Annotated in this window: 16 protein-coding genes; 3 read left to right on the forward strand and 13 right to left on the reverse strand. The window is 33.8% G+C overall.

What is annotated here, in order from left to right:
• Nucleotides 1-57: 57 nt before the first annotated feature.
• The 8 genes from tamL to ACNQF6_RS13470 form a co-directional block, all read right to left on the reverse strand.
• Nucleotides 58-2,352, reverse strand: a complete 2,295-nt coding sequence (gene tamL / locus ACNQF6_RS13435) for a translocation and assembly module lipoprotein TamL (protein WP_417966422.1) — start codon at nucleotides 2,350-2,352, stop codon at nucleotides 58-60.
• Nucleotides 2,353-2,454: 102 nt separating this feature from the next.
• Complete coding sequence (locus tag ACNQF6_RS13440) at nucleotides 2,455-7,431, reverse strand: translocation/assembly module TamB domain-containing protein (RefSeq protein ID WP_417966424.1); 4,977 nt, start codon at nucleotides 7,429-7,431, stop codon at nucleotides 2,455-2,457.
• 340 nt (nucleotides 7,432-7,771) lie between these two features.
• The gene (locus ACNQF6_RS13445; protein WP_417966426.1) at nucleotides 7,772-8,128 is read right to left on the reverse strand and encodes a hypothetical protein; all 357 of its coding nucleotides are present in this window, start codon (nucleotides 8,126-8,128) and stop codon (nucleotides 7,772-7,774) included.
• Between the two features lie 6 nt (nucleotides 8,129-8,134).
• On the reverse strand, nucleotides 8,135-8,824 hold the full coding sequence (locus ACNQF6_RS13450) for a Na/Pi symporter (protein WP_417966427.1): 690 nt from the start codon (nucleotides 8,822-8,824) through the stop codon (nucleotides 8,135-8,137).
• A 207-nt stretch (nucleotides 8,825-9,031) separates the two neighbouring features.
• Nucleotides 9,032-9,844, reverse strand: coding sequence for an NIPSNAP family protein (locus tag ACNQF6_RS13455; RefSeq protein ID WP_417966428.1), 813 nt, complete (start codon nucleotides 9,842-9,844; stop codon nucleotides 9,032-9,034).
• A 255-nt stretch (nucleotides 9,845-10,099) separates the two neighbouring features.
• Nucleotides 10,100-11,020 (reverse strand): helix-turn-helix domain-containing protein, encoded by a 921-nt coding sequence (locus tag ACNQF6_RS13460; protein WP_417966429.1) that lies wholly within the window; start codon nucleotides 11,018-11,020, stop codon nucleotides 10,100-10,102.
• A gap of 69 nt (nucleotides 11,021-11,089) precedes the next feature.
• A complete protein-coding gene (locus ACNQF6_RS13465) occupies nucleotides 11,090-12,100 on the reverse strand; it encodes an aldo/keto reductase (protein ID WP_417966430.1) in 1,011 nt (336 codons plus the stop codon).
• Nucleotides 12,101-12,228: 128 nt separating this feature from the next.
• Complete coding sequence (locus ACNQF6_RS13470) at nucleotides 12,229-12,666, reverse strand: acyl-CoA thioesterase (protein ID WP_417966431.1); 438 nt, start codon at nucleotides 12,664-12,666, stop codon at nucleotides 12,229-12,231.
• A gap of 262 nt (nucleotides 12,667-12,928) precedes the next feature.
• On the opposite strand from ACNQF6_RS13470, the gene ACNQF6_RS13475 reads away from it, so the two are divergent.
• Nucleotides 12,929-13,309 carry a hypothetical protein gene (locus ACNQF6_RS13475; protein WP_417966432.1) on the forward strand — a complete coding sequence of 127 codons (381 nt, stop codon included), beginning with the start codon at nucleotides 12,929-12,931 and terminating at the stop codon, nucleotides 13,307-13,309.
• A gap of 94 nt (nucleotides 13,310-13,403) precedes the next feature.
• Here ACNQF6_RS13475 and ACNQF6_RS13480 read toward each other — a convergent pair whose 3' ends face one another.
• The 3 genes from ACNQF6_RS13480 to ACNQF6_RS13490 form a co-directional block, all read right to left on the reverse strand.
• Nucleotides 13,404-14,918 (reverse strand): serine hydrolase, encoded by a 1,515-nt coding sequence (locus ACNQF6_RS13480; RefSeq protein WP_417966433.1) that lies wholly within the window; start codon nucleotides 14,916-14,918, stop codon nucleotides 13,404-13,406.
• A 39-nt stretch (nucleotides 14,919-14,957) separates the two neighbouring features.
• Nucleotides 14,958-16,028 (reverse strand): ligand-binding sensor domain-containing protein, encoded by a 1,071-nt coding sequence (locus tag ACNQF6_RS13485; RefSeq protein ID WP_417966434.1) that lies wholly within the window; start codon nucleotides 16,026-16,028, stop codon nucleotides 14,958-14,960.
• 183 nt (nucleotides 16,029-16,211) lie between these two features.
• Nucleotides 16,212-17,078, reverse strand: a complete 867-nt coding sequence (locus ACNQF6_RS13490) for a DUF2971 domain-containing protein (RefSeq protein WP_417966435.1) — start codon at nucleotides 17,076-17,078, stop codon at nucleotides 16,212-16,214.
• A gap of 354 nt (nucleotides 17,079-17,432) precedes the next feature.
• Here ACNQF6_RS13490 and dnaK point away from each other — a divergent pair, with 354 nt between their 5' ends.
• Nucleotides 17,433-19,319, forward strand: coding sequence for a molecular chaperone DnaK (gene dnaK, locus ACNQF6_RS13495; protein ID WP_417966436.1), 1,887 nt, complete (start codon nucleotides 17,433-17,435; stop codon nucleotides 19,317-19,319).
• An 88-nt stretch (nucleotides 19,320-19,407) separates the two neighbouring features.
• Here the strand turns inward: dnaK and ACNQF6_RS13500 are convergent, their stop codons facing one another.
• Nucleotides 19,408-20,304 carry a Brp/Blh family beta-carotene 15,15'-dioxygenase gene (locus ACNQF6_RS13500; protein ID WP_417966437.1) on the reverse strand — a complete coding sequence of 299 codons (897 nt, stop codon included), beginning with the start codon at nucleotides 20,302-20,304 and terminating at the stop codon, nucleotides 19,408-19,410.
• Nucleotides 20,305-20,417: 113 nt separating this feature from the next.
• On the opposite strand from ACNQF6_RS13500, the gene ACNQF6_RS13505 reads away from it, so the two are divergent.
• Nucleotides 20,418-21,143 carry a bacteriorhodopsin-like gene (locus ACNQF6_RS13505; protein ID WP_417966438.1) on the forward strand — a complete coding sequence of 242 codons (726 nt, stop codon included), beginning with the start codon at nucleotides 20,418-20,420 and terminating at the stop codon, nucleotides 21,141-21,143.
• Between the two features lie 334 nt (nucleotides 21,144-21,477).
• Here ACNQF6_RS13505 and ACNQF6_RS13510 read toward each other — a convergent pair whose 3' ends face one another.
• Entirely contained in the window at nucleotides 21,478-24,051 is a 2,574-nt protein-coding gene (locus ACNQF6_RS13510; RefSeq protein WP_417966439.1) for a zinc-dependent metalloprotease, read from the reverse strand.
• Nucleotides 24,052-24,180 lie beyond the last annotated feature (129 nt).

Here is a 24,180-nt window from a genome sequence, read left to right on the forward strand (position 1 = left end):
AGTATACAAAAAGAGCACGATGATTTCGTGCTCTTTTTTGTTCTTACTATAATTGTTTTAAAAAGGGTAGCCAATAGCCAAGTTGAAAATTAAATTTTCTTTTCGCCAAGCACCGCTTCCAAAATCAATTTTATCTAAAACCCAACGATCGCCATCAGGTAAATATGGTTTTCTTATAGGAAATGCAAGATCTGTTCTCAAGATTAGAAATGAGAAATCGAAACGCAATCCTGCTCCAGCACCAACGGCTATTTCACTCAGAAATTTTTTCGAAAATGTAGCTCCCGGTTTATCTGGATTCTCATTCAAAAGCCAGATATTACCGGCATCTATGAATAGCGCTCCTTTCACTAATCCGTAAATTTTAGCTCGGTATTCGGTATTGAATTCCAATTTTAAATCACCAGATTGATCGGGTAAAAACGTATTGGTACTTGTTGAAGCACCATCAAAACTTCCTGGTCCGATAGAACGTGCTCTAAAAGCGCGTAAACTATTGGTGCCACCTATGAAAAACTGTTTGATAAAGGGCATTTCTCTGGAGTTTCCGTAAGCAAATCCCGCTCCTGCAATTACTCGGCTGGCTATTTGAGAATCTGGACCTAATTTATAGTAATGTCTAAAATCATTCTCTATTTTGATAAATTGACTAAACGGAACATCGAATAATTTAATGGCGTCCTTTTTTTCAATGTTTGCTCCGGAAGCTAATCCGGCTATGTTTCCTGCTAAGTCGATTGTTCCTTTGTAGTAAAAGGTGTTTTTCTTTCTTTTTTGTAGTGTATTGGTGTAGGTATAGGAATAGGTTGGACCAAAAATCAGTTGCTTTTCAATGACTTTTTCTAAAGATGGGTTCGCATCGATTTGTTCTTGGTACAAAGCAGTAACATTTTGCGGACTGGCGTATGTAATCTCGGTAACATTCAATAAATGTTCTTTTCGTTCATTTTCTTTCCATAAGTAACCAAACGAACCTTTGAAGGTTTGCAAGGAATATAATTTAGTTCTGTTTTGAAATTCATATCCTAATGTAGCCTTTGTTTTTGGAACAAAACCACTTGGAGAATTTAGTTTAAAAGGCGCGACTAATCGTGGCCAAACTAAATTTGCTTCGGTTCCTATGCGGTATACATTAAACCCATTGTTTTGCCCGGAAACTTGTACTTCAACACCGCCAAAAGCAGAGATAGTAAGCAATTCAGCGCCTCTAAAAGTATTTCTGTTACTCCAGTTTAAATTGAGCTCGGTTCCGGTATAATTAGCGGAGTTTGTTTTGGCTAACAATTCCAGTCGGATTGATTTTTTTGGTAATGGCGTCAGATAATAATACGCATCCAGATAATTTCCTGTTGTGTCAGAAACTCTGAATTGATTTTTTACAAATTTAAAAGTCCCCAGATTTACTAACCGATTCAAGGATAAATTATGATCGGTACGGTTGTATAAATCATTTTTTTTGAAATATAATGCTCTGTCAAAAATACGTGGTTTAAACAAATTTTCCTCATCTATAATAGTTAAGTCATTGTATTTTTTGATTGAGTCCACATTCGTTTTTACACTGTCAGAACCAATGGAATAGTTTGGATAAACAATAATTTTATTGATTTTGTATGGTGTCTCTGCCCGTTTTGGAGCTTCGTCTTTTACTTTTACAATAAGATCCACCTGATGGTCTGCAACAGTTGTATCTACTTGTACTTTGAGATAATCAGGATTAAAATAGAAGAATCCTTTTTCTTTTAGTCTGGCATCAATGCGAATTCTTTCTTCTTTGATGACGTCAAGACTGTAACCTTCTTCTTTTTTCAACAAACTTCTTCGTCTGGTATTGCGAACTGCAGTCGAAATTATGGAAGAATCCGTAGGGAATTTTACTTCTTTAATTTTATATTGTTTTCTGGGTTTTACACTATATTCTGCGGTTGCTTTTTTACCATGTCGGGTTGAATCTGCCGATGTTCTTGTGTTGAAATAGCCACTGTTTTCGGCAAAGTTTTGCAAAACACTTTTGTTATATTCTAAATCTACTTGGCTGTATAAAACGGGAGCTTCGCCTATTTTAGTTCTCAACCAGTAGCGCCAACCTTTTTCTTTCTTTGGCGTCCCAGCCAAATTGTAGATGTATAGTTTCGGTTTTAATCCCAAAATCGAAGAATTTGGTTTTGGTCTAAGAACTTCTTTTAATGCCGTTTTTAATGCTTTTTTTTCTTTTTTAGAGGTTTCTTTTCCTTCCACAGTTACTTTTGCACCCGTATACAATAGTTCTCCTTCGGGCAGAAATCTCGTATTGCTACACGATGAGGCGAACAATGCAAAAAAAAGAAAATATAGTATATGGCTCTTGTTCATCAATTTATTATTTATTAAAAAAATTAAACCATTAAGGAATTAAGTTTCATTAAGGAAAATCAATTGGTCTGTTTTCTTAATTTCTTAATGGTGCAAAAACTTTTATTTATTTTTCCGCTTTGCTTTTTTTGCCTCACTTTTGCGAAACAATTCACTGAATTTATTATAATCCATAGTAATGATAAAAGCAATTCCGGTTTCCACAACTTCACCTTGAAGCGCTACTTGATATTTATTAATTCGGTATGCTCGTATTTTATATCTACCATCTTTTGAAAGTTGATAATCAATCGATACATCGCCTGCAATATTATTCGCGTTTTGATTTACTTGTTGCGGACCTTCAATTCCAAAACTGCTTCCTACCGTAACTTTCAATCGGTCATTCAATAATTTCTTCGAAATTCCTACGCTCAAATCGGTTTTATTTTCTCGTTGACCCGTTGTATAATCATCGGAAGTATTTAAATCGAAATTAAGTTCTACACCTTCAATCAAATCGCCCGCCAAATTATTAAGTTGTTGTGACAAAATTTTACTGGCACTTTCTCTTGCTAGTGACGAAACGCTCGTGCCTCCGGTTTCACTGGCAAAAGGGTTTTCTCCAATAAAACGATTCAGCAGCAGTAAGGCAAAAACCTGTTTGTTTAATTCATCCGGTTGCTGACGCAGTTGCGTCAATTTAGCTTGTGTAGCATTGATAATTTCTGTTGAAACGCTATTGTTTCCATCTGGCAAAATGATATCAAAAGAAATGTTTGGTTTCATCAATTCACCATTCATTTTCAATTCGGTTTCAAAAGGAATTTTTTGTTTGTAGGTGTTTCTCACTTCGGCGGTGACATCTCCTAATTGATCATTTACCAAATCAATCGGAGCAGCTTCAGTTTTATAAACCGCAGTGATATTGATGTCAGCCGTTGTAGGTTCACCAGTCCAAAGGATATAGCTTCCTTTTTTGATGTCAAATTTTCTTTTGATGGCGTTAAAATTCATTTCATAACTACCTTCAGATAATTCATATCTTCCTGTCAAAGTTGTTTTTCCGGATGGATCAATACCGCCGTTTAATTGCGCTTCTCCTTTTAATTTTAGGAAATCCCCGTTTGCTTTATCAATAACCAACGACAATTCAGCATCTTTATCAATTTCAATATTTACCGAAGCATTGATTCCTTTTATGTCCATTTCGCTGTCCAATTCATCCATAATAATGGTTTCGACTAATTTTGGATTGTCTTGGTCAATAAATTCTACAATTCCTTCTCTGTCGGCAATTGACGGATCTGATTGAGGTAAAACAATAGTGAATTTAGTGTCTTTATTAATTTTGATATTTCCTTCTACAATAGGATTGTCTAAATTTCCGGATAGTTTCAAATGATTGTCTAAGTACAATTCGCCATAATACAAATCATTGTCTTTCGCTTTAGAATTGACGGCTTTGAAATTATCAGCATCGATGGCTAAGTCAAAACCAAAATTGCTGAAATTGGCACTATCAATCTTTCCATTGATGGCTAAATCATTGTCTTTCTCATCTTTTATGATAAAATTGTCGAAAAGAATGGCATTAGGTGTAAATACAATTTTATCATTTAAAGATTTGAATTTTGCATTAAGCTGCTTCACTTTGAAACCAATTTCATTGAACTGTAATTCGCCAACTACTTTGGGTTGGGTAGTATTCCCAGTTATTTTAAAATCTCCTGTCAAGAATCCTGTGCTTTCCGTAATGTTATCCAATGTAAAGCCCTGAATACTTTTTAAGTTCAATTTATCAATGTCGAGATTCATATCAAAACTGCTGTCAGTCGTCTTGTAATTTCCTTCCAGATTAACTTGATTTCCTTGACCCGTAATGGCGATTGCAGCATCGTATTGGTTAGCAATCGCATTATTTACTTTGATACTAATGTTTCCGATTGTATCTTTTTTGAAAGTAAAATTTTCAATGTTTAAGTCTGAAGTAAAAAGAGGAGTAGTACTTATATTTTTAACCAATGCATTTCCATTGATTTTACCGCTCATTTGCAAATCATCTTTCTCAACGATACTGGTAATGGTTTTTATGTCAAAATCTTTAAAATCAATTGCGATTGGGGCATTTGCTTGCTGCGACTGTGATTGTATCAGGATTTTGCTTCCATCTTTACTCAATTCGAAATTATCGGCATAGATTCCTTTTTTGCCAAAGCGAATTAAATTGTCTGGCGTTATTTTCCAAGATTCATAGTTCAGCAATAAATTATTTGGATCAAGATTGATTTCATTATTGCCGTTCGTTGCTTTTAATGTACCTGCAATTAAGTATCTTTCTTTGTCTTTAGAATCTTTTAATTGTACCGTATAATCCACAATATTGTTTTGCACTTTACCTGAAATACTGGTATGTGGCAATTGAATTTGTTTGTTTTGAATGTCATCCACAAAAAAGCTGTAAACAAGCGAATTATCTTTGGTATCTACTTTAAGGACAGCATTTGTAATGGTGTTTTCGCCATAAATTAATTTCGGAATTGTACCATTCAAAACTATAGAGTCGTTGACAGAGTTGTATCTTCCCTGTATATTAATAGGTTCCAGACTTTTCAATTCAGGAATAAGTTTTAATAGAATTGGACTGTCTTTTACACCAATTTTAAAAACAAATTCTTGTTTCTCAACTGCTATTTTTCTGGAACTTGGTTTGCTGTCATAATATTTTGAAATAGAATTTGACAAAGCAGCCGCTATTTTTGACAACTTGTATTTTCCATCAGCTTCCACATCCAAAAAAGGTGATTTCAATACAAATGTATTCTTTTCAGAGGTAGATGTTGCCACTGCGGTAACAGAGTCAATTACAAATTCCTCTTTAGCATTTACGATGATAATGTTGTGCGCATAAACCGTTCCGTTGAGGTAATCAAGATTTACCGATTGGAGATCAGCATCTACAACGCCTCTTATTTTCAATGGACCAGCGTGCAGATTCAGTTTTTCCAAATCAGCGATATCCACATTCAGTTTTAGTTTTCCGGTAGGATATTTGTCTTTAAAACTGCCGCTGCTTACCAAATCAAAAGTCAGATTAGGATCTTTTGCAAAAGCAGTTGCATTGAAATTTCCGTTTCGAATAGTTCCTTTTACGGCTACGTTTTGGTACGTATATTTATTATAATACGCTTTCAAAATAGTTCCGTTTAATGATGCTGTTGCTGTTTTTGGATCAAATCCAGTTCCTTTTATGTTGGCTTTTAAAGTTACTTTTCCAATGGAGTCGTTTTTGATAAATTTTCCTAAATCAAAATTAGTCAGTTCCGTTTGGGCATCGTATTTCTCGTAATTTTTTCTGCTTTGGTCAAATGTAGCTTTGATTTTTGCATTTCCAAAACTACTTGCAATATTCATATTGGTAATGAAATTAGCAATGGTTCCTTTAAAAATTCCTTTAGCGCTGAATTTTGACGGCAATTGAATCGAATTAGGAATGGTACCTTTTGGCAAAAAGCCAACAAAATCTTTCGAACCGGATTGCAAGTCTTTAATATTCAAATCAAAATAGGCTTTGTTTACATCTGGTAAACCTATTATTCTGCCGCTTGCCGCAACTTTTGTAGTTCCAATGCCACTGATTTCTATACTTGGAAATTCAATGTTTTTTAGTTTTCCTTTTACAGTTCCATTAATCAGCAATATCGCATTGGGATTGCTCATAAACGGATTTGTATTATTCAAAGTCGGAGCAAAAAGTAAAATATCTTTAATACCCAACTTGCTCTTTTTTAAATTGGCAATAAGACCTAATTCTCCCGGATTTTTAACTAAAGATTCAATGGAAGGATAGCCAATTCTAATTTCATCTTTCAGTTCCGTTTGCGGAGTTTTTAAATATAATTTTTTAAGGAAAGCATTTTTTTTACCGTAGAAAAATTCTGCATTAAAGGATTGAATATTTAAACCGCTTTTATCTCTAGCGGTTAATGAATTGGCAATTCCGGAAATATTTTCGGGATTGTAATTCAGCATATCTACTTGTAAGTTTAAATTTGTAAAATTTAAATGGTTGTAGTCAATTCCTTTTTGAACTGCAACAACATTATTATTGTCATAACGGAAATTCACCCGTTTGAATTCTGTTTTCTTTATTTTGACATCCCAGTTGTTAGATTCGGTGTTTGTAGCTTCGCTTTTAGGTTTGATTATATCTAATTTATCAAAAGCCAAAGCACCTTCTACACCCGTTAAATCAAGACTTTCAATAATTGCGAATTGATTGTTAAGATCAATTCTATCAATTTTTGCGAGCAGTTTTTTTAAATAAAAATTAGTGGATAACTTGGTTTCTTCGCTTTCATAATCGAAATCAATTTTTGCTAAATCAATTTCACCTAATTTTAATTTTAAGATGGATTCCGGTTCGTTTTTTATTGCTGCCACTTTAGTAGCATTGGAAATTTGAACCAAACCTTGCTTTAATTTGAATTGTAGTCCATTGATTTTTGCTTTCGGAATTTCAAAGTTCATTTCGTTTAAATCGAAGTTTTTAATTTTCGTTTCAAAATGCTTTAAATTGGCATAAATATCATTTTTTGTAACGGCATCGGTATAGTTAAACTGGATGCGGTCGAGCATTATTTCTGCTACAGAAAACTGCATGGGTGGCGAATCACTCTTTTGTTTCTCTGGCGAAGCAAACGCTTTTATGATGTAATCAAAATTGAAAACAGCTTTAGAATCTCTATTTAAATTAGCTGAAATTCCAACTAATTCTAAGGAATTGATTTCTACTTTATTGTTTATCAATTGAAACAGACTGATATCAGCAGCTAGTTTTTCACCCGCAAAAAGAGTGTCTTTTTTTTGGTCTTCAAAATAAACGCCTTTAAGAATTACTTTTTTTGGAAACTCAATGGCAAGACTATCGACCCTCACTTTGGTTTTGATTTTCCCTTCCAGATAAGTTACTGCTTTTTCTTTGGCATAATTCTGAACGGAAGGAATTTGAATAACTACAAAAAGAATTAAGAACAACAAGATTATAATTCCTATTATCCAAAGGAAAATTTTTAAACTTTTCTTTACGTATGTTTTCAAATGAGGTGTATTTTTTGGTTAAAATTAACCAATTTAAATAAGAATTGCAATCTTGTCTGCAAATGGGATTACATACAAAGATTAAAAAATGAAAACGAAATATATTATAAAATTCAAAAATAATGTTGCAAAATTACTACATGCATAACAAGCTAATCAAGCGTTTTTTATGTTTTGTAGATGTTAATTTCCTTCACTATTTAATTTAGCTCTTAGTTTTAAATAAAAAGCCTTTAATTCTCCTTGCAATTATTTTAGGAATTCATATTTCTCTTCTGGAGTTTTTGAATCAAAATTTCTTTCATCATTGATTTCCGTGTAATTAATTTCTTGGTCAAGTTCATGGGTTTGGATTTTTAAATAATTCCAAATTGAAAAGCATTGAATTATGGATAAAATATGGAGTCTCTCTTCGGAATAAATCCAAAGCGGTTTCTGGTTCTGCAATTGATGCGTGGTTTATAAATGCTGCTGTCGAACCATCAGTATTTTTGAAAAAACGTTCTAAAAATGAGGTGATTAAATCCAAAATAGGAAGAAATAATACAATAGCCAACAGATTTATTAAATTCGAAAAAGTAACCAACACAATGAGAGGGTCTTTGATTTTTATAATATCGGTTATCAGAAAAAGGATAGGTCTTAGCAATATAAAAGCATTGGCAGTAATGAAAATATTAAATAATAAATTACCCAATGCCACTTATTTTTTGGAAGCATTTTCGCCAATAGCGCTCAATACTATTTTAATAATGGTGCCCGTTTCACTGCCCAGAACAATTGCGGCTGCCATGGGAAACCCTATTGCTCCTGGGTTAAGTGCACTCAATGTAAGTGGCATAGTTACGGAGCTAGATTGAATAACCAGCGTAATCAAAAAAACAATTATAAAAAAAATAACTAATGGCTTCGAGGCATATTGTGAAAAATCAAAATAGTGAACCTGCGTTTCCATAGCCGTTTTCATGAACGAAAGCCCGATAAACATTAAACCAAAACCCAAAAGAAAATAGGAAACATATTTTATGCTTTTCCGATTGCCAAGAAGGATTAGGAGATAACCTCCTATACATACTGCCGTATAAGCAATCATTTCTATATTAGTTTTAAAACCTAGTGTTGCCACCAGCCAACTGGCAAGTGTTGTACCCAGATTTGCTCCCAGAATAATGGCCATCGCATTTTTCATGGTAAAAACTCCTGCATCCACAAATGCTAAAACCATCAACGAAACCATAGAACTGCTCTGTAGAATACCAGGTACTATTGTTCCGCCTGCCACGGAGCCAATGTTGTTTTTTGTGATTCGCTGCAGAAACAGTTTGAAATTTCTACCCGAAAGATTTTTTAAGGATTCCTCCACAAGATACATGGCGGAAAGGAACAGTCCCACGCCGGCGGAAAGTTTTAATTTTTATATTGAGGGTTTCCATAGTTAAAATAGAACTAAAGACGCTTAAAATTAATGATTTAATCTTTTCTAAATGAGGTGTTTGTGCTTTTTTTGATTCGAAAAAGAAGTAAAGATTTTAGGTTTTAAATAAAAAAACTACAACTGTTTAAGGGTTGTAGTTTAGGATTAAAATTATGATTTGTAAAACTAATAATCAGAATAATCAGTTGGGTATAAAAAAGTAATGTCTATGTGGGAAATATTGTTTTTGTATTTTTCCATAGCTATTAATCCTTTCCATTCCGGCGAATCTACAAAGGCTTTCCAATGCGAATCTCTACTTTCCTGATCTGCAAAAGTGGTCATGTACATTAAGTTTGGCATTTTGGCTCCCGAAATAACTTCGCCATAAAAAACCGCATTAAAGGCAAGGCGGTCAAAGAGTTTTATTTCGCCACCAGCATTAAACATATCGACTTTGTTTTTATAAATCGTCTCGGTTGCTGATTCATAGCTTCTCAATTCATACACTCGATTTGCTCTTGGACTGTTCAAAACGGGAGTTGACATAATAGGATGATCTGAAAAAGCTTTCAATAAAATAGATTCGATACGCAAATATGGTGCTTGTTTATAGGAAGCGTTTAAATAATCTGCTCCTGCAGCCAAAAAGGTTTTGTCTTTGGCCAGTTTATCTTCCAATCCTAGAAATTGAGTCATGGACGAAAATGGAATCACTAACATCACTTTTTTTATCGTGTCGGTAGCGTTTGGTCTTGGTTTGAACACACCAATATTTTTAATTCCAAGTTTTTTCAAACCCGGAAGAAATGCTTCTTTCAAATACTTTTCAGTGGTTTCAACTTGTTGTTCCGTTTTGAAAATATAGGTTTTTATTTGGTAGAATTCTCTGGAAAGAACTTCTGGTTTTTCTATAGTTGTATAATCTGTAGTTGTTTTTTTAAAGCTGCTCATTGCTAAAGTAACAACTATTAGAAAAAGTAATTTGGTTAATTTCATTTTAGTTTTTTTGATTTAAATTTGATTTTTTTTAGTAAAAATAGCGAAAGGGAAAGAGGTCTCAGTAGTTGCGGTAGACAGTTACTTTAGGAATGTTGCTTGTGTGTTCATCAAAATAGAATGTAAGTTTGTTTCATTGGGTTTTATCCCTTTTAATGGAAATAATTTCATTTTTTTTTCTTAAAGATATAATATTCGATAAATGTATCATTAGTTTTTACAAATACAATAGGCTATCAATACTACATCTCATGTTTAATTGAACGAGCTCCTAAATTCTAAAGGCGAAACATTGGTTTTACTTTTAAATAATTTGTTAAAAGACTGCGGGTATTCAAAACCCAATTGGTATGCTATTTCACTAACGGATAAAGAAGTTGTGGTCAAAATTTCTTTGGCTTTTTCAATTAATTTATTCTGAATGTGCTGTTGCGTACTTTGTCCGGTGAGTGATCGGAGCATATCACTCAAATAATTTGGAGAGACATTCAATTGCTCTGAAATGTAGAGAACAGTTGGAAGGCCAAATTCCTGAACTTTTGTACTATTAAAATAATCCAAAAGCAATTTTTCTAAATTACTCAACAAATCATTACTGGCATTTTTACGGGTAATAAACTGTCTGTTATAAAATCGGTTGGAATAATTGAGCAATAATTCAATGTGTGAGAGTATAACATCCTGACTAAAACCGTCTATTGCAGAACAATATTCGGCATCAATATTTTGCATAATGTTTGTAATCATTGCTTCTTCTTTATCCGAGAGATGTAACGCTTCATTTACAGCATAGGAGAAAAAGCCATAGTCTTTGATGCTTTTTGCCAAAGCATAATTTTGGATAAAATCTGGGTGAACGACTAACCATATTCCTGAAAGCGCTATATCCTCATCAACAACAGTCGAGATTACCTGACCCGGCGAAAAAAAAGTCATTATACCTTCGTCAAAATCATAATAGTTTTGTCCATATTTCAATTTACCTTTAAAATCCTTTTTGGTGCAAATGGAATAAAAATTATAAACGAAACTTTTTATGCTTTCATCAAAATTACATTTTACTTCATTCAGATTAATGACACTAACCAATGGATGTTTTGGTTTAGGTAATTCCAATAAACGATGCAACTCAGAAATGGAATTGATGATATATGGAGAAATGGTCTTTTTTTTCATGATGCGAATTATAAATTCAGTAAGAAAAGCGAATAGTAAAGATAGCTTTTCCTACTGAATAATGTTGTTTTATTGATCGATGGCTTCCATATTGGCAGCATCATAACGAGCACCTGTGATTGTTCCTAAAGGGATGATGGTTTCTAAACGGTTTAGGTCTTCAATGCTTAATTTAATTTCGGCAGCAGCATTATTTTCTTCGATATATTTCACTCTTTTTGTACCTGGAATTGGTAAAATACCTTTTGAAACAATCCAGGCAATGGCTAATTGTGAAGGTGTTATTTCTTTTTCGGTAGCCAATTTTTTTATTTCATCAACCAAGGCAATGTTTTTGTAAAATTGTTCGCCTTGAAAACGGGGTAAACTTTTTCTAAAATCAGTATTAGGAAAATCATCAGGACTTTTGATATCGCCAGAAATGAATCCTCGACCTAATGGAGAGTAAGCCACAAATCCGATTCCAAGATCTTGAAGCGTTTTTAAAATCCCCGTTTCTTCTACACCCCGCTCAAACAAAGAATATTCTGTTTGTACCGCAGTCAAAGGGTGAATAGCATGGGCTTTTTTTATGGTTTGCGATGAAACTTCTGAAAGTCCGATGTGACCAATTTTTCCTTCTTTTACCAATTCAGCCATAGCCGCAACAGTTTCTTCAATAGGCGTGTTTGGGTCTAAACGATGGAGGTAATACAAGTCAATATAATCAGTTCCCAAGTTTTTAAGCGAACGCTCCACTGCTTTTTTTACATAATCTTTTGTACCGTTGAATTGCCAAGTCAGTTGTTCCTTGTCATCAATTTCATAACCAAATTTTGTGGCAATGGTATATTGATTTCTGTTTCCTTTAATGGCTTTGGCGACAAGCCTTTCATTTAGTAAAGGGCCGTATAAATCTGCAGTGTCCAGGAAGTTGTATCCTAGTTCTAATGAACGGTGGATAGTAGCGATAGATTCGGTTTCATCTGCTTTTCCATAAACATCCATTCCTGCAATTTGGGTCATTCCCATACAACCCAATCCTACTTTTGGAACAAAAAGTCCTTGACTTCCCAGTTCGATTTTTTTATTAGTATTCATACTTTTTTATTTAATTGTGAATTTAAATTAACAATGCAAATGTCAGTATGATACTAAAATTAAAAGTAACCCAATCTCCTAAAATTGTATCCAAAATGAGGAAATTGGGTTTGTCTATTTAAATTCCTTTAAAGGTTTACAAAATCGTTGCTTTTAGGAAAAATACTCAGGGCTTCAATGGCAATTTCGGGAGTAGGAGAGGCTAGTTTTCTCAGTTTAAGATCCATCCAAGCGCCATCGACAGTAATGGTTGCACATAGTTTATTTTCTTCATTGATGAACTCATGTACAATCGACCAGCGGGATGCATCTGCATTTACTTTTGAAGTTTTGGTGTGCATGGAAATTTTATCTGAGAGTTTTATTTCTTTTCTAAACACACATTCTTCCCTAAAAAGGATAGGGCCAAAGCCTTGCGCTTGCATCACCTTAATCGTTAATCCAAGACTTTCCAGAATTTCGATACGATGCTGTGCACCAAAATCATAATATGCGCTGTGTCGAACATGAAAATTAGGGTCAAGATCAGACCAACGAAAGGATAATTCTTTGCTAAATGAAGTCATTGTTGTTTTATTTTTAAAATTATTTTTAGGGCACTTTCAGGATTATTTTTAATGAAAGCAAGTAGGTTTTAGAAAACCGAAAATACAAATAAAAACGGAATTTGATTACGGTAAACATTGCTTTTTAAGGCTTTTTTATGATAATCACACAAAATTAGACAGTGTTTTTTTTAGTTATTCTACTCCAAAAAACATTGTGGCGTGTGTTTTGCATATGAAAAAAGATTGTCCAATTCCGGATAATAGAAATAACCTCATGTGTATGAAAAAAATAATTGTACTGTTGTTGCTATCGGGTGGTATGTATGCTCAAGAACAAGTGTTTAACGTGCAACGCTATTGCATCGATGAGAAACCTTTTAGACAAGGAGAATGCAATATTGCAGGAAATGAATACTCTTTTGTATTCTTGAATACTCAAAAGCGCGATGTGGTTTTCTTTCTCACGGCTACAAAAATGAAATATAAAATTGTAGACTCTGGGATTGTTTCTCAGGATAGAAATTACACCTTTTATACTTTAGAAAATGAAAATGAACAAGTAGAAATGAGGGTAAACCAGCAGCAAACAAAAATTGAATTTCTGTATCCCAACAATCACATTTATTTGACGGTAGGGAAGTCAACTAAGGCAGTGAATTAGAAATGGAACTCATAAGTGGGAGTTTATTATCCGCACGATCATGCTTTTACTATGAAACATGATGCGTGCGGTTTTTTTAATTGGTCTAAATAATTTAGGACTTTGAAAGTTCTTCCAATACTTTTTTTCCGTTTTCATTATTTGGATCTAGTTCTATGGATTTTTTATAGTTGATAATCGCCAGCTTTTTATCTCCGTTTTTTAAATAGGCTTCTCCTAAACTGTCATATGCATTTCCTGATTTTGGAAACGCTTCAACATTTAGTTTGAAAACTTCTATCGCTTCTTTTACTTTTCCGGTTTGTAATAATTGATATCCTGCGCTGTTCATTTCATTTTCGTTGACAGCATAAGTATTTGAATTTTTATTTTCATTAAAATAAGTTAATCCAGGTGCAATTCCTTTTTCCAGAATAACATCTACGAAAGCAGTAGCCAATGATTTTTTAGGCAAACTGTATGGTTTATTGTAAAGGATATTTCTAATCGCTTTATTCATCTCGTTTAAGTTGGTACCGCCCGTATTATTTAATAAAACCACCAGATTTTTTTCAGATGGAATTTGAGAAAATAAAGTGTTAAATCCATTTATTCCACCACCATGTTCAATAACTGTTATGCTATCATTTTTTTCTCCATTGAAAGCCTTGTTGATAAACCATCCGTAACCATAATGTCCCGGTCCTGCAGGAATATAGGAATTAAATAATAGTTCTTTGTTTTTTTTCGAAAGTAACTGTTCGGTGTAAAGTGCTTGATCCCATAAATACAAATCATCTACAGTAGAGTACAAAGAGCCGGCTGCGTATGGGATTGATAAATCAAGGTAACTTGCATTGATGAAGTTTTTGCCGTTTTTCTCATACCCGGAAGCTCTGTTTTTCAGAATCGTTTCATGGTGATCGAATCCTGTATTATTCATTTTTAGTGGCGTAAGAATATTGTCTTGTAAACTCTGCTCATAGGTTTTGCCGGAAACTTTCTCTATAATGTATCCCAATAAAAAATAACCGGAATTGCTGTACGCAAATTTTTCACCTGGTGTAAATTCCAGCGGTAAGTCAGCGAATTTTTTCACAAAAGCTTCTGGACTATAGGGATTGATGCTTAAATCTTTGACGAAATTAGGAAACGAAGTGTAATTAGGAATTCCAGAGGTGTGCGTCAGTAAATGATGAATGGTAATTTTATCACCTGATGCTTTAGGATAATCAGGAAGATAGGTTGAGATAGGAGCATCCAACTTTAATTTCCCCTGCTCAACTAATTGAACAATTAATACAGCGGTAAATTGTTTGGTAACAGAACCCAATCGGTGTTTAGTGTCTGACTGATTCGGAATATTCCATTCCATGTTTGCCATTCCAAATCCTTTTTTATAAATTACCTTACCCGCGTCAGCAACAAGAATGGAACCGTTAAACTGCCCGTATTCTGAATATAGATTCATCAACTTATCGATTTGTTCTGTTTTGGTTTGCCCAAAGGAAACCGTTATTGTAATGAGCTGGATGAATAGACCAATTAGGATTGTCTTTACTGCAAAATGCTTAGATCGTTGTTTCATGATGATTGTTGGTTTTAGTGATTGATGTTTTTTTTTGTTCATTTTTATGTGTTGTTACAAATTTTGTTTATCCGTTACAAGCTAGTGTTTATATTCCGAATAATTAATAAATGTTTTTCCATCGTAAAGGTAGAGACCTGTTTCTCTCGTACCTATCCAAAGATTTCCAGTTTTATCTTCCAAAATTGCCCAAATCCCCTGATTGATTAGTCCATTTTTTGTTGTAAAACAAGTGAAAGAATTTCCATCGTAACGGCAAATGCCACCACCGCCACCAAACCAAATATTGCCGTTTTTGTCTTCTATAATTCGCATAACCGAATCACTTAGCAAGCCATCATTTTTTGTAAAACTTGTAAATGATTTTCCATCATAAAGGTAAGCTCCACTCCAATTGCTGAACCAAATATTTCCATTCTTGTCTTGCAATGCGGGCCAAGCCCAATTGTCACCATTTGGTTTAAGATTGGTTATAGATTTACCATCGTAACGAAACACACCCTTATTACCTCGTCCACCAAACCAAATGTTACCAGCTTTATCTTCTAAAATATATTCCACGTTATTGTTACTGCTCATATAGCCAACTCCACCCTCATTAATTATAAACGGAGTAAAGGATTTGCCATCGTAGATGTAAACTCCATCAATTGTTGCGAACCATAGTTTTCTGCTTTTGTCCTGCATGATACTGAATACCTCCTGCGTTTTTTTAAACTTGTTGGGAGGCAGGTTTTTTAGTAAAGGAATCTGGATTTTAGTAAATGTTTTACCATCGTAAAGACAAACTCCCACTGGAGTACCTATCCAAATTTTACCATCCTTATCTTCCAAAAGGGCATTAATATTATTACTGTTTAGACCATCGGAGACTAAAAATTGAGTGAAGGATTTTCCGTCATATTTATAAAGACCATTTTCTGTGGTGCCAAACCAAAGGTTACCGGCTTTGTCCTTCAGCGTAGATTGTACATTGCCATATTTAGGCGAGCCTATGGTTTTTATAAGTTTAGGATGTGCAACAGCTAGTATGTTTGATTCACTTCCCTTTTCTTTTGGTACGTTTTTTTCAATTGGTCCGTTGCAGGCAGTGCCAAAAAGTAATAGTATCAGAAAAGTAAAAACTCGGGCTTGTGAGAAATATTTTTTCATTGTTCAAATTGGCATTGCCTTTTTTTATTTATTTGTCGGTTTGGGTGTCGCTCTGTAATGACTGTTGATGTTTTGGTAATACAAAACCAACTTTCTATTAAGCCTATTACCCAAATCCGTTGTAGTAGCTTTTGCACATAGTTTTTTATGGATTTCTAATCATATCAAATTTGGTTGGACTCATTAAACACCGAAACATAGGAATATCATTTTCTTTGCAAAAATTAGAAATAGCATTAAAATCCTCGTTATCAATTTTTGCTCCTCTATTATTTCAGTGATTATTTTATGGGGGACTTTAAATAGATGTATGTCAAATCGAGACGATTTAATTATTTTATTAGCAAAAGGGAGCAATGAAACAAATCTTTCTTCTTCATACTTCCAATCTACAGCTTTAGTTAGCATAACTTTAGGATTGATTTTTATGTTTCTTTCAAGTGGAACTTTAATCCTATTTTCACTATATTCTACAGGTTGAAGCATTGAAATTGGATCATTTGGGTTGCCTTTGATTTGAAAATATTCAGAATCTTTATTAAAACCAATGCAAAATCCTTTGTGCGAGTTTGTATAATGCGTCCACATTAGCGCACTATCCCACCTTCTAGATAAAGATAATATTCCAATTTTTTGATTTAAACCTACTATTGAACGTTTATAAAACTGTTCTTGAAAATTGTTTGGATGGACTTTTCTTACTGCATTTATTTTCGATTTTACTTTTCTATCGTATTCATTTTTTACTCTTTTTAATTCGCTTTTGGAAAGTTTCTCTTTTACTAATGACACAATATTTTCAGACGCTACAATGTTGATTATTTTAATAATATCTTCTTTAGTTGGCATTACTGGATAACACTCGAAAGGATCATTTAAGTCTCCAGGAGGAGTAAACCTTAGATGCTCATCTTTCAGATAGGTTATTCGTTCTGGAGGTAGATATTTGTAGATAGTTTTGTTCATAATATTACATACAACTTGTATATACTCGCTATAAACTAGCTGATATGCACCCAAAATTGGGATACTTTGCGCTACAAATAGCATTTTATCGTTCTGCTAATGTAGTTCATTTATTACGAATTATTGATATTGAAATTATAAAGTAATTGATTAGAAACAAATGAACTTAGGAATTAGATTTCCTAGCCCCGATAGCAGCGGCATCCTTTATGTTCTTTCTTTAAGAACATAAAGATAGAGCGGAGAGCGGGAGAGAGCTCCTAAATTAAAACTTCCGCCATAATGACAAACCCACTGAAATGTCATCTTGTCAGATTTTTTTCCGCCAATTTTAACATAAACTGACAATTTAATAAGCCATTTTGTATTGGCACAAAGATTGACTTATCGACCACGAGTAATATAATTGAATATACAATAAAATTAAATATATTAAAAATGGGTAAAATAATCGGAATTGATTTAGGTACGACCAACTCTTGTGTTTCTGTAATGGAAGGTAATGAAGCAGTTGTTATTCCTAATGCAGAAGGAAAAAGAACAACACCATCTATCATCGCTTTTGTTGAAGGTGGAGAGATCAAAGTAGGAGATCCTGCTAAAAGACAAGCGGTAACTAATCCAACTAAGACTATTGCTTCTATCAAACGTTTTATGGGACAAGGTTTTGGTGAAGTTTCGGCTGAAGCAAAAAGAGTTTCTTATAAAATTGTAAAAGGGGACAACAATACACCACGTGTGGATATTGATGGTCGTTTATATTCTGCTCAAGAATTGTCAGCAATGACACTTCAAAAAATGAAAAAAACTGCTGAAGACTATTTAGGTCAAACAGTTACTGAAGCAGTTATTACTGTTCCTGCTTACTTTAATGATGCACAACGTCAAGCGACTAAAGAAGCTGGTGAAATTGCAGGTCTTAAAGTTATGCGTATCATCAATGAGCCTACTGCTGCTGCACTAGCTTACGGATTGGATAAAAAAGGAACTGATCAAAAAATTGCTGTTTACGATTTAGGTGGAGGTACATTTGATATTTCTGTTCTTGAATTAGGAGACGGAGTTTTTGAAGTATTGTCAACTAATGGAGATACTCACTTAGGTGGAGATGATTTTGACCACCAAATTATTGACTGGTTAGCTGATGCATTTTTAGCTGAAGAAGGTATTGATTTACGTTTAGATCCAATGTCATTGCAACGTTTGAAAGAAGCTGCTGAGAAAGCAAAAATTGAATTGTCTTCTTCTGCAGAAACTGAAATCAACTTGCCATACGTTACGGCTACTGCTTCAGGACCTAAACACTTAGTGAGAAAATTATCTCGTTCTCAATTTGAAAAATTAACTGACGATTTAGTAAAACGTTCTATGGCACCAGTTGCAAGAGCTTTGAAAGATGCAGGTTTAACTGTTTCTGATATTGATGAAGTTATCCTTGTAGGAGGTTCTACTCGTATGCCAAGAATTGCTGACGAAGTAGAAAAATTCTTTGGTAAAAAAGCGTCTAAAGGAGTTAACCCTGATGAGGTTGTTGCTATTGGAGCAGCTATTCAAGGTGGAGTTCTTTCTGGAGATGTAAAAGATGTATTGTTATTAGACGTTACACCTTTATCTTTAGGTATCGAAACTATGGGTGGGGTTATGACTACATTAATTGAGTCTAACACAACTATTCCAACTAAAAAATCTCAAGTTTTCTCAACTGCTGCTGATTCTCAACCAACTGTTGAACTACACGTTCTTCAAGGAGCTAGAGCAATGGCTGCTGATAACAAAACTATTGGTCGTTTCAACTTAGATGGTATTCCACCAGCACCAAGAGGAGTTCCTCAAATTGAAGTAACTTTTGATATTGATGCTAATGGTATCATCAAAGTTTCTGCAACTGACAAAGGAACTGGAAAATCTCACGATATCCGTATCGAAGCTTCTTCTGGATTAACTTCTGAAGAAATCGAAAGAATGAAACAAGATGCTGAAGCGAACGCTGAGTCTGACAAAGTTTTAAGAGCTAAAGCGGAGAAAATTAATGAGGCTGACTCAATGATTTTCCAAACTGAAACTCAACTGAAAGAACTTGGAGCTAAATTAGCTGATGATCATAAAGTTGCTGTAGAATATGCATTAACTGAATTGAGAATGGCTCACCAATCTCAAGATGTTCCTGCAATTCAAACGGCGCTGGATAACATCAATGCTGCTTGGAAAACTGCTACTGAAGCAATGTACGCTCAAGGAGAACAAGGTCAAGGTGAAGCTCAACCTCAAGGTGAAGCGGCTCAAGGAGACAATGTTGAAGACGTTGAATTCGAAGAAGTAAAATAATAAATTCTGGTAGCGATGCACTCCGGTGCATTGCTACTATTGATTTAGAAAACCGTTCACCATTGGTGAACGGTTTTTTTATGCATTTCTATTTTTTAGTTTGTTTTGTGCCAAACATGTTAGTAATCACTAGCGCATGCGGAAAGGTTATGGCGGCCAAAAAGGAGAAAAACAAAGCGTTAAAAAGTTGTTCCTCTTTGCACATACAATAGATTAGTGTAATTCCTACTATAGATAGCAACCAATAAATCCCTGCGGTCTTGCAATAGGCAATAAAATGTTTTAATGAAAACGAACCATTTAAAAACTTAATCTGGTCAATTATCGACGGAATACTGTGCCATAAAACAAAATAAATGGCAAATCCCCAAATCAGACTGGAAGATTTAAAAAGGATTGCAAAGAGGACTAAGTAAAAGATTTCTAAAAGTAGTTTTTTTCTAATTTTTTCTGATTTCCAATACAAATAGGTGCTTAGAATAATAAAAACGATTGATGAAATTAGTAACAGTAAATTAAAGTATAAGCTTGGGATATTGATATTTGCGATGTTCAAAATAATACTTTGTACTTCACTGGAGTGAAAAACAAAAAGTAATTGTAAGATAATGAATCCGTACAAAAATTGAAATAATATTTGGAACCATTTCGGAAAGGCGTTCAATAAATCTTGCCATTGCTGTTCTCCAAAATGATAAGCGCTTATAAGTATGAATAATAGTAGCGCCACTTGAGGAATTGTATAAAACAGAAGAACACCTATTAAAACCACCATTACATAATATCCTAGTATTTTAAACCAGGAATTGGATTGTTTTGTGGTTTTAATATTTTTAATTAGTACTAAATCATTTGCACCATGTAATATTCCAAAGGTGAAAATTAAGAAGAAGCCCAACATTATTTGAAATTTTGTCGAGAGAAAGGAATCCATCCAAAGTCCTAAAAAGCTTGCTACTATTACAATATTTGAATAATTTTTCATGAATTTTGATTATTGTTTAAAATTAGTTAAAAAATATTAAACAAAAATGATTTTTTATTGTTTAACTTTTACTATATTTGATTAAACAAAAAAACCATTAAAATTATTTATTTATGACAAATTTTATTTTTATTTCAGGTTTAGTCGGAAAATTATCACCAACCGATTACGTAGGGTTTACCTTTTTTGTAGGCTGTATGGCAATGATGGCTGCATCAGCTTTTTTCTTTTTATCGTTAAGCCAGTTTGATAAGAAGTGGCGTACTTCAGTGTTAGTATCAGGTCTGATAACCTTTATTGCTGCCGTACATTATTTCTACATGAGAGATTATTGGGCATCATTTGGAGAATCGCCTACGTTCTTTCGATATGTAGACTGGGTTCTTACAGTACCATTAATGTGTTTAGAATTTTATCTCATACTAAAAGTAGCTGGTGCCAAAACATCTTTGTTATGGAAGATGATTATTTATTCTTTAGTAATGTTAGTCACAGGTTACTTTGGTGAAGTTGTATTTACGGATAGTGCTGCGCTATGGGGATTCATTTCCGGAGTTGCTTATTTTGCTATTGTATATGAAATATGGTTGGGAGAAGCTTCAAAATTAGCTGCTACAGCGGGAGGAGAAATTCAAAAAGCACATAAGATTTTATGTTGGTTTGTACTTGTTGGGTGGTCTATTTATCCATTAGGATACATGATGGGAACAACAGGATGGTACAATGGATTAATTCCTGCCGGTAATATTGATGTAGTGTACAACATTGCTGATGCAATTAATAAAATTGGATTTGGATTAGTAATCTATAGTCTAGCAGTAAAATCCCAAAAAGATTAATTCCTTTTTTTATTTTTTTTAATATTTTATTGGAAAACCGGACTAGCGATAGGCCGGTTTTTTTGTATCACTTAATGAAATAAAACACCCAACCTGTTTTTTGAAGCAAGTCGGGTGTTTTAATTCTATTATTATTTATCACGTAGAGATCACTGTAGTGCGTCGTCTATATAACGTTGGTCTTTAACATGCTTCTTTTCAAAGAGCGTTTAAAAACGTCATAAGAACCACGAAATGCGTTACTACATTTCGCATATTCCTACGATGAAATAACATTCATTACAAAGCAAAAAAAAAGGAAAAATGTGGTTAAACATTTTCCCTTTTTAATTCATTATTTAGGATCTAAAGCTTCTCCTATTCTAGAAATTAAATCTTGTAAGTGATACCTACTCATTCGATCAGTCATTCTCGATGAGGCTAATTTCATCTCGTTTTTCAAACTATTCAATTGACCTCTTGCAATAGAAGGTAAATCAGTTTGAGCAAGATTTACTCTTCTTGTCGTGAAACCGTAAGTAACACCTACAGGAACCGCTCTAACCATGGCTGTACCTGGTTTAAGTAATTCAATCATTTTGTCAACATACAATTTTTGAATGTTTCTGCGATACACATCAATTGATCCACTTCCTTTCAATTCAGAAAAGATTCCATTTTTTAGGTCACTTATTAATTCATCAACAGTATAGTTGTTTTTACTCATAGAAGAAGTTTCTATAAGGCGAACAATTCTATCTCCAGCTAATAAACTTGATAAGGTAGCATCTTGCATTCCTTTGACTGCTTCAACACCACTTTCTGGGTTTATTTTTGAAAGTATATTTTGATCCAATAACCATTTTGGTGTTGAGAATAATTGAGTGTTCAAGAATAAAACCGCATCTTTTTGAATAGCTTTTGGAACTACTTCAAATTGATTTCCTGTCATGTCATACGTTTTAGGAGAATCATAGATTCCACCTACGTTTTTAGTAACATGGCCCATATATCTTCTGAATTGTCCAGTAAGTGCGCCGTAAAGTTCGTCTAGTTCAGCATAGCTTTCTCCATTTTCTTTAGTCCACTCTAATAAATTAGGCAAAATTCTTTTTAAGTTTTTGATTCCGTACTCAGAAGCTCTCATGGCATTATCTCCAATATCCTCCGTTTGGTATCTTGGATCATAAGGGCTAGATTCTGTACCAAACCATAAACGGTTATTTTTGTAAGCTTCTTTAGTCATTTCATTTAACTTCGCTTTTTCCTCAGTTTCAGTTTTAGCTCCGTCAAAATAAGAATACCCCCATTTAATAGCCCATTTGTCATAATCCCCAATTCTAGGAAATAAGGCAGTAACACCATCTTCTGGTTGCGCCACATAATTAAAACGTGCATAATCCATGATAGAAGAAGTATGTCCATTTTTATCTTGGTACGCTTTATCTCTTAGTTTTTCAACCGGAGTAGCAGAACTTGCTCCCATGTTATGACGTAATCCTAAAGTGTGTCCTACTTCATGAGAAGAAACGAAACGGATTAATTCTCCCATTAATTTATCATCAAACTTTTTTGTTCTTGCTGCAGGATCTACAGCCGCAGTTTGAATTAAGTACCAGTTTCTTAAAAGACTCATGATATTATGATACCAACCAATGTGGCTTTCCAAAATTTCACCACTTCTAGGATCATGAACATTAGGTCCGTATGCGTTTTGAATTTCAGCCGCAAAATATCGTAATACTGAAAAACGAGCATCTTCCAAGCTCATTGTTGGATCATTTTCTGGCCAATATTCGCCACGAATAGCATTTTTCCATCCAGCAGCTTCAAAGGCAATTTGCCAATCATCAATACCTTGTTTAATGAATTTTTTCCATTTTTCAGGTGTAGCTGGATCAATGTAGTATACAATTGGTTTTAGTGGCTCAATTAATTCCCCTTTTTTTTGCTTTGCAGCATCTTCTTCAGATTTTGGCTCTAAACGCCATCTTACAGCAAAAGTTTTAGTGTCAGATTTTTGAGATTCTTCTTCAAAAACTCCGTATTCGTTAGCAAAATATCCTACACGTGCGTCAAATTCTCTTTTGCGCATAGGTGTTTTTGGCAATAAAATCATAGAAGTATTCATCTCAACCGTGATTACTCCAGCATCTAATGCAGAAGGTAAATTAACTCCAATTTGTGGTGTTGGTGTAATTGAAATACGAGGTGGAGTAGTTGTAAATGTTTTTACAGTTCTAATCTCAGTATTTATAGGATAACTACTAATTTTTGAGATGAATGATTTATCCTTTTGAAAAGCTACAATGTTTAACAATTGTTTTTTAATTGGATCTAATGAAAAAGTCTGAATATCACCATCAAAAGTACTCGTTAAGTCGATTACATATCCATCATTATTTTTTCCTGTTGAATCTTTTTTGAATGCCAAGATATCATAGTTTCCAATAATTGGATCTGAAGTTGAATTCTTAACTGCTTGAGCCATTGGTTTATCGTCGTCAGGAGACATAATAACGTAGGTAACAGATCTAAGAAGAATGTTATTGTTCAGTCCTTTTTCCCAACGAATCACTTGTCTGTTGATTTCTTCTCCACCAAAAATTCCTCCTCCGGCTGGAGTTTTAGAATATCTGGTAATTGTCATTATTTCATTTCCTAAAAGAGAGTCTGGAATTTCAAAAAGATATTTGTCATTAATTTTATGAATGTCAATTAATCCTTTTTGTGTTACTGCGGTTGAGTCAATAACTTTTTTGTACGGTTTTGGTTCTTTTTTACCGTCTTTAGATTCGGGTGCTTTCGCTTCTACTTTAGCAGGGGCATTTCTGTCTGCTCTTTTCTTTTTTTTGCTTTGTGCAAATGTGCCTTGCGCAAAACAAAATAACAGACAAGTAATGATTAGGGTTAGTTTTTTTTTCACCATTTAGTTAATGTATTTAATAAAGTTTTTAATTGGTTATGGGCAATAAGTCGCATTTTATTGTGTTTTGTTACGACATAAGCTCAAATTTATTGATATATTTTTATAAAAAGGCTATTTTGAGGTGCTATT

It is taken from the genome of Flavobacterium pasteuri (assembly GCF_048286615.1).
Taxonomy (GTDB): Bacteria; Bacteroidota; Bacteroidia; order Flavobacteriales; family Flavobacteriaceae; genus Flavobacterium.